The 8,078-nt window shown below is 42.6% G+C and carries 8 protein-coding genes; 1 reads left to right on the top strand and 7 read right to left on the bottom strand.

Annotation, left to right across the window (positions count from 1 at the left end; translation table 11 throughout):
* Nucleotides 1-733: 733 nt before the first annotated feature.
* From NBH01_RS25500 to NBH01_RS26750, 5 genes are all read right to left on the bottom strand, one after another.
* Nucleotides 734-1,459 (bottom strand): hypothetical protein, encoded by a 726-nt coding sequence (locus tag NBH01_RS25500; RefSeq protein WP_113748116.1) that lies wholly within the window; start codon nt 1,457-1,459, stop codon nt 734-736.
* 97 nt (nt 1,460-1,556) lie between these two features.
* Entirely contained in the window at nt 1,557-2,189 is a 633-nt protein-coding gene (locus NBH01_RS25495; protein WP_008762074.1) for an outer membrane beta-barrel protein, read from the bottom strand.
* A gap of 22 nt (nt 2,190-2,211) precedes the next feature.
* The gene (locus NBH01_RS25490; RefSeq protein WP_008762073.1) at nt 2,212-2,697 is read right to left on the bottom strand and encodes a hypothetical protein; all 486 of its coding nucleotides are present in this window, start codon (nt 2,695-2,697) and stop codon (nt 2,212-2,214) included.
* A 98-nt stretch (nt 2,698-2,795) separates the two neighbouring features.
* The gene (locus NBH01_RS25485) at nt 2,796-3,026 is read right to left on the bottom strand and encodes a hypothetical protein (protein WP_081030631.1); all 231 of its coding nucleotides are present in this window, start codon (nt 3,024-3,026) and stop codon (nt 2,796-2,798) included.
* A 44-nt stretch (nt 3,027-3,070) separates the two neighbouring features.
* Nucleotides 3,071-3,331 (bottom strand): hypothetical protein, encoded by a 261-nt coding sequence (locus NBH01_RS26750; protein WP_352230661.1) that lies wholly within the window; start codon nt 3,329-3,331, stop codon nt 3,071-3,073.
* Between NBH01_RS26750 and NBH01_RS25480 the strand changes: the two genes are divergently transcribed.
* Nucleotides 3,239-3,508: a hypothetical protein gene (locus tag NBH01_RS25480; RefSeq protein ID WP_225679547.1), complete on the top strand. Its 270-nt coding sequence runs from the start codon at nt 3,239-3,241 to the stop codon at nt 3,506-3,508. The genes NBH01_RS26750 and NBH01_RS25480 overlap by 93 nt on opposite strands.
* 297 nt (nt 3,509-3,805) lie before the next feature.
* Here the strand turns inward: NBH01_RS25480 and NBH01_RS25475 are convergent, their stop codons facing one another.
* A complete protein-coding gene (locus tag NBH01_RS25475) occupies nt 3,806-4,819 on the bottom strand; it encodes an aldo/keto reductase (RefSeq protein WP_195381145.1) in 1,014 nt (337 codons plus the stop codon).
* 215 nt (nt 4,820-5,034) lie between these two features.
* Complete coding sequence (locus NBH01_RS25470) at nt 5,035-8,040, bottom strand: glycoside hydrolase family 2 protein (RefSeq protein WP_225679545.1); 3,006 nt, start codon at nt 8,038-8,040, stop codon at nt 5,035-5,037.
* Nucleotides 8,041-8,078: the final 38 nt, after the last annotated feature.

Raw genomic sequence — 8,078 nt, 5'->3', positions numbered from 1 at the left:
CAATTATTAATGTCTGAAACATCAATCGTTAATAATTGATACCTCAGATATTAACACACTGTAAATCAAATGACAATATCAAACAAATGACAGATAATGATACATGGAAGAGTGAGAGCAAACGTTTGCTCTCATACCTGCTACCACAATTGCTGCCATACCTGAAACTACGATGAATAAAGACATACAGACAATCTGTTAGAGCATGAGGGCAAAACGGATATCAAATCACTGTGGAGCGTAAAGAGAATAAAGCAAAATGTATGTTCATTTCAAATAGAACCTTTGTTTATCTCAAATATAAGTTCCGCTTTAAGATAAACAAAGATTCAATGCGCACAAATATATAATAACAAAATATCGAAAGTAAGTCCCAAATACCCAACACTTTTATTATCCTTTCAACTAGTAATAGCAGGCTTAGAAACTGCATATATTCCTATAAATGATACAGGAATATTATCATCAAAGAAAAAAAGATAATAAGCTTATTATTAAAGTTTTAAATTTAACAACAGGAAGTATTACTAAAACAATAAACATCAACAGCAAATTACAACTCCCCAAGTTCAAGTTCATCATAAGGGCGATAGAATTTCTAGTAAATCCTCACTACTTATCAGATCATTTTATCACACACACCCTGCCTTCCTCTTACCAAAGACATACACAATAGCCGATCAATAGAGAGATGATAAGACACGAGAAGCAATTTCGGGATTACTTCTTTTCTTTATTTTATAATCGTTTCCACGCACCCGTTTTTGAAAAAAAGATAGAAAGAGCTGGAATACATCCATTGCACTTCACCATTTGATTCTGAGATTGTTTGCGGTTTGCCAAAAGCCAGCAGGCATTCATCTTCCGTCATCCCCTTTACCGGTTTACCGATATTTATTTCATTCCAATGGGTGATAGGAGAAAGCTGGTTTGTGCTGACAAAATCAAACAGTTTGTTCAGCATCTGCGATTCTATTTGCACAAAGTCATCCATAGTTTCCTTGTGAGAAGGCTTCTTCTCAGGTTGTAGTTTTTCCATCGGAGTGACTTTCTTCATTATAACCACCGATGATTCTATCTGAATATTGGAAAGATAATAGACCAGCTTCCCATCTTTTACCTGAAATTGGGCTGTACAATAGTACATATTCTTTTGTTTGGCATCCGCTTGGGAAGTAAGCACCAAGTTACAACTAAAACTCTTGGCAGAAACGCTCACTTCTGTTATTCCGTCACGCTGTGCAGGGCAAACATTTTTAATAGTCCACAACAGAGCATTAGCATAAATACTTTCATCGTTCATCGAACTGAAAGGAATAAATCCGTTGACTACATATTTGCTGCCGTCCGCACTGAGCGGATAAGTATTCTTTTGTTCAGTAAAAGTTTGTGCAATCAAAGAGGGCAATACTCCACTCAATAATAATACAATTACCCAAAGTCTCAGTCTTGTTATCATACGTCGCTATGTTTAAGAAAACAGCATTCACGTCTTTCCCATCAAATAGAAAAGAGCGCAAATGCTGAAATTTATATGATTAAAATATGTGTCTCAATTAGAAAGCAATACCCAGACGGATCATAAAGTTACTAGTCTTGATTCCATCGAGATCGGAAAATACATCAATGAATCCACGCTGATAAGTGAAATCCAGATTGAAACGGTCATACCACAGTCCTACGCCAATATTCATACCAGCATCGAAATGATTGTAATCCACTTCCAGATAATCTGCAAAATCTCCCCAGCTGATGCTTTCACCACTTTCTTTCATTTTGCTGGTATAGTCATAACTGGCAAAAACACCCAGATGCGGATCGATGCTAAGATTGTCCGCTACTCCAATTTTCCATCCGAAAGTGAACGGTGAATATTGAATATTGTGTGCGATACATTTCATTTCATCGGCTTTAAACCCACGGGAACCGAGGCCGAATTCCATTCCCCAATATGCTCCGGCACCGCCCATAGGCTTTTGATAGCCGAATGTAGCATTGTAGCCAATGTTTGAATCCGCTTCAACTCCGTCACCGTTGAGGTTCATGATGTTCAGGCCTGCACGCAGGAACCATTGTGTGTTACTCGCTTGCTTTTGAGTCTTGACGATTGCACTTCTGGATGATACAATCTGTGCCTGTGTTCCTACGCACAACAAAAGCGCAGCAACAATTGATAATACTTTTTTCATTATTGTCTATGTTTTTTGGTTATTAATTCTTGTTCTTTATGACAGGTGCTATTTTGGTTCTATCATCGGCACCCGAAAGTTTCTGGATACGTATCCATTCGTAATCTTCTGTCGTGGCAGTATGCCAGTTGGTGAACACGCCCGGATAACCTACGACCGTAACCGTATATCCTCCCGACTTTTCATCATCCTCTATTTTAAAAGTGGCTCCCATGATTACATCACAATCGTTCTTGATAGTGGACAAATAAGTTCCCCATGCACGGATGTTATCAAGTTCACCTTTCATAGCAACTTCCACCTCTTCTCTGCTCAGTGTCCATACATCCTTTATTCGTCCTTTCTCTTCAAGAATTTTCACCTCTACAACTGTAGGCTTTACACAAACTTCGGTTACTGCATCTCCGGCACGTGCCTGCGCATCACGAAACTTAAAGACAGTCTTTTGCGCATACGTCCCAATGACACAACCGAAAACCAGCATCATAATTAGAATCAGCTTTTTCATATTCTTTTGTGATTTTATGTTAATATGCCGCAAAGGTATGCGAAAGAAATATACTAATAGGAGAAACAATAGTTCCAATAACGACACGAAACCGTATCCTATTTGGAGACATCCGAAAAACTTCCATTACTAATTCTATCAGACAAGTCACGAAAAAAATCATGACCGAGAATACAAGAGATACGCCAAAGAAGATGGATGTCGATATTCTCTTTTCTAAATATTTTATAAACATTCGGGCGGGTACAGCACAACTGCGAAGCAAACCAAGTGACCGTACGTCCCTGTTGGTGGAGCGTGCGTTCAATAAGTTGCCCCGCATGAATCATACTATTTTTGTCTATGCACATACCAATAACTATCTGGGCTATCACTACTCAGACCGTTTCTTGAACTTGGCAATAATTGTATAGTCAACTTCTTCGTCTTTCCATTGAAGCGTCATTTCATCACCTTTGAGAGACTTGACCTGCCATTCTTCAGTCCAAGTTGTACTCCACATTACCTTAATTTTGTTACCGGATATAGTCCAGGCGAAAGAATGATGTCCCATCCGTTCCAGAAGCTGGTCACTCCCACTGTCTATGTCTCCTTCGTACTTACCATCTTCTGCTGGGTGATTACTAAAATATATGTAGTAGTCATCATCGTCATAGCTGCTTTCCCAAGTTTCGCCATCCTCACTCCAACACTGATAGTAACAAATCTAATATCCAGTAACGGACGCAGTGTTTACATCTGTGTCATCATCCTTACTACACGCTGCAAAAAGCAAGCAGCACATGACCAGTGCAAGACCGGACGTTATTAAAATCTTTCTCATACACAATAATTTTAGCTATTATTTTTATCTATTAATACATTGAGTGCAAATATAATAAAATCAATATCAACATTTTTTAGCTAAAATGCCAGTTTGTGATTAAATGGTCAAAAAGGAGGATCATTCTCTTTAAAAAGATGTTTATTATGTCTATTTTTGTTGTGCAATCTCGGAGAATATTGATAAATACTTCCCTATTCTTTGTTTACCTTTTCAAGAATGCCATAATATATTATTTTAGATAATCCAAGATACCTTACGCGAAGATAGAATTGTACAAAAAGATTAAGCCCTATGTAAGTTAAGTATTCGTTCTATCCCGTTTAACTCTTCAGCAGTAAATTCCAACTGGTTTAAAGCCTGCAAATTGTCTGCCAGCTGATTCACTGAGCTCGCTCCTACTATAACCGATGTCATCCGTTCGTCTCTCAGCACCCATGCCAAAGCCATTTCTGCCAGCGTCTGTCCACGGTGACGGGCGATTTCATTCAATTGTTGGGCAGCCTCCACCTTTTCAGGTGTCACTTGCGAGCGTTGCAGAAAAGTGGAAGGACGTGCCGCACGTGAGCCTTCGGGGATGCCATTCAGATATTTATCCGTCAGTAATCCTTGCGCCAAAGGAGAAAAGGCGATAAAGCCGGAACCGTATTCGGCAGCCAAAGGAAGGCTTTCAGCCTCAACCGCACGGTCGAACATACTATAACGATACTGGCTGATAAGACAAGGAACGCCTGCTTTTGCCATCATTTCATAGGCAATCCTCGCTTGCTGAGGAGGATATTTTGAAATTCCGATATACAGAGCTTTCCCTTGCTTTACAATATCAATCAACGTTTGAATGGTTTCTTCTACCGGAGTGACTCCGTCATAGCGATGACTATAAAAGATATCAAAATACTCCAGTCCTGTCCGGCGCAGACTCTGATCAATGCTTGCCATCAGATTCTTGCGGGAGCTGTTGCCGCCATAAGGCCCCATCCACATGTCATGGCCGGCTTTGGAGGAGATTATCATCTCATCCCGATATCCCTGGAAGTTTTCTTTGAGAATCCGTCCGAAATTAGTTTCGGCACTTCCCGGCACAGGACCATAGTTATTAGCAAGATCGAAATGGGTGATGCCATGGTCGAAGGCATATTTAATCATGTCGGTCGCTACACTAAAGTTATCTACGCTACCGAAGTTATGCCACAATCCTAAAGAGATGAGAGGCAGTTGCAAGCCACTCTTGCCACAGTATTTATATTGCATCCGATCGTAGCGATCAGTAGCCGGCTGATTATTCAATGGGTAATCCATAAGGTTCAATGTTTTTTTCGTTATTGCAAAGAAAGAGAAAATATTTTAATAACGTTCCATCTTATTGCTAAATTCAAAGGTTGAAATCAAGGAACAACGTCCTTCAGTCTGCCAGTAAAGGAGACACATTCTGATCAAAGAAGACAGATGATGTCACTATACTGACAGTATGATGGACGGTCCTTAGAAAACCAGTCATACAAACCCTAAACAAACTATTTCAACAAGTTCTCCTTGAACTCTATTTCTACAATACGCAATTCATGCCCGGTCTTGTCCCCATCCTTCGCTTTAAACAAATCCAGTTCATTGGCAACGGGGGCGGCAACTTCTACTATTTGGCCGAAGGCATCTCCTTCTTTGCTTGTACCCTTCAGCCGGATGGTAATTTCATTGGTCAGTACCGGTTTTACATCCAAGTGGACGTATCCCAGACTCTTATCCGTATCTCCGCTCCATATCAGTTCTTTGCCTGCATATATCTCCAGCGGATAACTGCGCATACGCCATCCGGTCAGTTTCATACAAACTTCATCCACCCGTGCGGCACGTTCCAACTTATAGGTAATCCATGCGGTAGCTGCCTTCCCGTCATTCCGCCATTCGCTCAGTTCATTATCATCGAAACTGTTGACTGTATTCTCATTATTGGCTCCGGCAATGGCGGAAACGATACCGACATCCACTTTTGAGACCTTGTATGAAGGAGTCTGCGGAGTCTCACCACGAGTCAGCCTGCCTTCGAGTTCATCACCGGGGATATAGCTACTCAAACCGTTTTTCACTTCGACAGGTGAGGAAGTAAGGCTGATTTCTGCTGATTTCAATCCGTCGGCCTTCGCTGTGATACGGACGTTTCCGGCAGTAGTGAGCGAACGGATCAAAGCACGATTGATGCCGCATTCTACCGGCAAGTCTTTTGAAAGGATATAATTATTTTCTCCTTGTGCGATACCGCCACGCCATTCAGCAGGTCCTTCTACTTCAAAGTGTATCAAGTCATTTGCCAGCGGACAACGGTTGCCGTCTTTATCCATGACTTCTACCTGAAGCAATACCATATCGGCACCATCCGCTTTCCATCCTTCGGGACTCTGGATGAAACTCAATTGAATCTGTTCCGGCTTGCCGGCAGTCTGCAACTGAGTACGGCAACATTCTTTTCCGTTTTCGTCGTATCCTACGGCCTCCAGTCTGCCCGGTACGAAAGCAATATCTTTGAAGGTATACAGGAAATGATAATCCCGTTCACCATTGCCCAAAGACTTACCATTCAGAAATAATTCTACTTTATCGGCGCTCGATACGACATATACCGGTTTCACTACCGTATCATTATAATTCCAATGACCAACGATATAGATGCGGGGACATTCCGTATCTACCCAGCCGTCCCACATCACCTGATGTGCAAAGAAGGGATCTTTAGGAATACGCATGGCGTCAGTTACTCCGCTACGACGATAATTTTCTACTCCGCGATAGTGCGTATTGGTATCGGAAAAGATTATCTTCACGCCACCCGAACTTACGCGGTCTCCCGTTCCCGGACGTTCTCGCCAGTAATCGAACCAGCGAATGATATTTTCGATGGTAAAGGAATCCTGATTACGGTTGTAGACACGGGCATCCACTTTCTTCTGTACTTTGTTGGTAACGGTGGACTTATAAGAATTGCTGCCGTCTCCATCCTTGTGATAAGGATAGGAATAATCATCCCAGTATTTGCGCAATCCCTCGTCACGGCAATACTCCATTGCCCACATCGGATGATGCGCACTCTTGTTGATATACAGCATTTCGCCGCCATATTCCGCCTCGCGGATGTCCAGCATTTCACGGGAACCGATTGCACGGCCGCCGTGAGGATCGTACAAATCACGTATCGCTTTCATCTCAATCATGTGTTCACGACTGATGGACTCATTGCCGCATTCATAAAATAAGATACTCGGATTATTGCGGTTATAGATGATGGCGTCGCGCATCAATTCCGTACGCTGTTCCCACTGACGTCCTTCACAATCTTTTTCGGCATCTCCCGCCTGCATAGCCTGAATCAATCCTACACGGTCGCACGACTCAATATCCTGTTTCCACGGGGTGACATGCATCCAGCGCACGAGGTTCGCATTGCCCTCCACCATCAGATGATTGCTATAATCGCTCAGCCAGGCAGGTACGCTCATCCCGACTCCCGGCCATTCATTGCTTGTCCGCTGGGCAAAGCCCTTCATCTGAATGACACGGTCATTCAGCCAGATCATTCCTTTACCGAAGCGCGTTTTACGGAATCCGGTGCGGGTGGCAACTTCGTCCACTTTCCTGCCATCTACCCACAGGCTTGTCTTTACTGTATACAGGTAGCCATATCCCCAGCTCCAGAAATGCAGGTTATCCACTTCGGATGCCGCTTTCAGCGTGATTGTTTCACCCGGTTTCACTACCGCCTTTGTTCCTTCGAATGTTTGGACGGATGTGCCGTCACGGTCTATCAGTTCTACTTGATAGGAAACGTGCTTATCACGGTTATATTCGTTTCTGATTTCAGATTCCGCATGGATAATGGCCTTGCGCGATTTCACACGGATGTCTTCGGCATAGATGTAGACTCCGGTCGTTTTGAGATTACTATATAAAGGTAAAGTCTGATACAGACGGTCGGTGACGTGCAGCCATACATTTTTGGGGATACCGCCATAATTGGCATTAAAGTTCTTATTGCTCCACTGGTATTTCGTGCCTGTCGCCCGTTCTTTATAATTCCAGTCATTGTCGATGCGGACTGCGATTACATTTTCCTGCCCGTACTTAATATAAGGAGTCAGGTCAAAACCGACAGCCATAACCCCATTCTCGTGCAGGCCGACATTCTGACCATTTATATAGAAATCCGCCCCTTGACGGACTCCTTCAAACTCTACAAAAACTTTCTTATTCTTGCTGTCGGCAGGCAGACGGAAATGTTTCCGATACCACATAATCGTATCGGTCAGCTCATCAATGCTCAGGCGGAAAGCCTCATCTTCATTGAAGGCATGCGGTAAAGTCACTTTCTTCCACTCCGAATCAGAAAAACGCGGCTGCTTTGCCTCGGGAACATCGCCCACATAAAGCAACCAGTCTGAATTGAAGTTATATTTATTACGGACATCAGACGATGTCACGAACTGGCTTATTCCGATAAAAGCCAAAAAGAAAAAGAGGATTCTATATCTCATAGTACGTCTATTTATCTGTTCGTGGCAAAGCTAGCGCA

It is taken from the genome of Bacteroides sp. B1-V-101 (assembly GCF_023656585.1).
In the GTDB taxonomy this organism is placed as follows: Bacteria; Bacteroidota; Bacteroidia; order Bacteroidales; family Bacteroidaceae; genus Bacteroides; species Bacteroides thetaiotaomicron.
The sequence above is the reverse complement of the archived record's forward strand: the minus strand, read 5'-3'. Positions and strand labels throughout refer to the sequence as shown.

Excerpts from the sequence above, each read along its gene's own strand:
- NBH01_RS25500 (WP_113748116.1), bottom strand. The coding sequence starts at position 1,459 with ATGATAACAAGACTGAGACTTTGGGTAATTGTATTATTATTGAGTGGA.
- NBH01_RS25495 (WP_008762074.1), bottom strand. The coding sequence starts at position 2,189 with ATGAAAAAAGTATTATCAATTGTTGCTGCGCTTTTGTTGTGCGTAGGA.
- NBH01_RS25490 (WP_008762073.1), bottom strand. The coding sequence starts at position 2,697 with ATGAAAAAGCTGATTCTAATTATGATGCTGGTTTTCGGTTGTGTCATT.
- NBH01_RS25485 (WP_081030631.1), bottom strand. The coding sequence starts at position 3,026 with ATGATTCATGCGGGGCAACTTATTGAACGCACGCTCCACCAACAGGGA.
- NBH01_RS25480 (WP_225679547.1), top strand. The coding sequence starts at position 3,239 with ATGATGTCCCATCCGTTCCAGAAGCTGGTCACTCCCACTGTCTATGTC.
- NBH01_RS25475 (WP_195381145.1), bottom strand. The coding sequence starts at position 4,819 with ATGGATTACCCATTGAATAATCAGCCGGCTACTGATCGCTACGATCGG.
- NBH01_RS25470 (WP_225679545.1), bottom strand. The coding sequence starts at position 8,040 with ATGAGATATAGAATCCTCTTTTTCTTTTTGGCTTTTATCGGAATAAGC.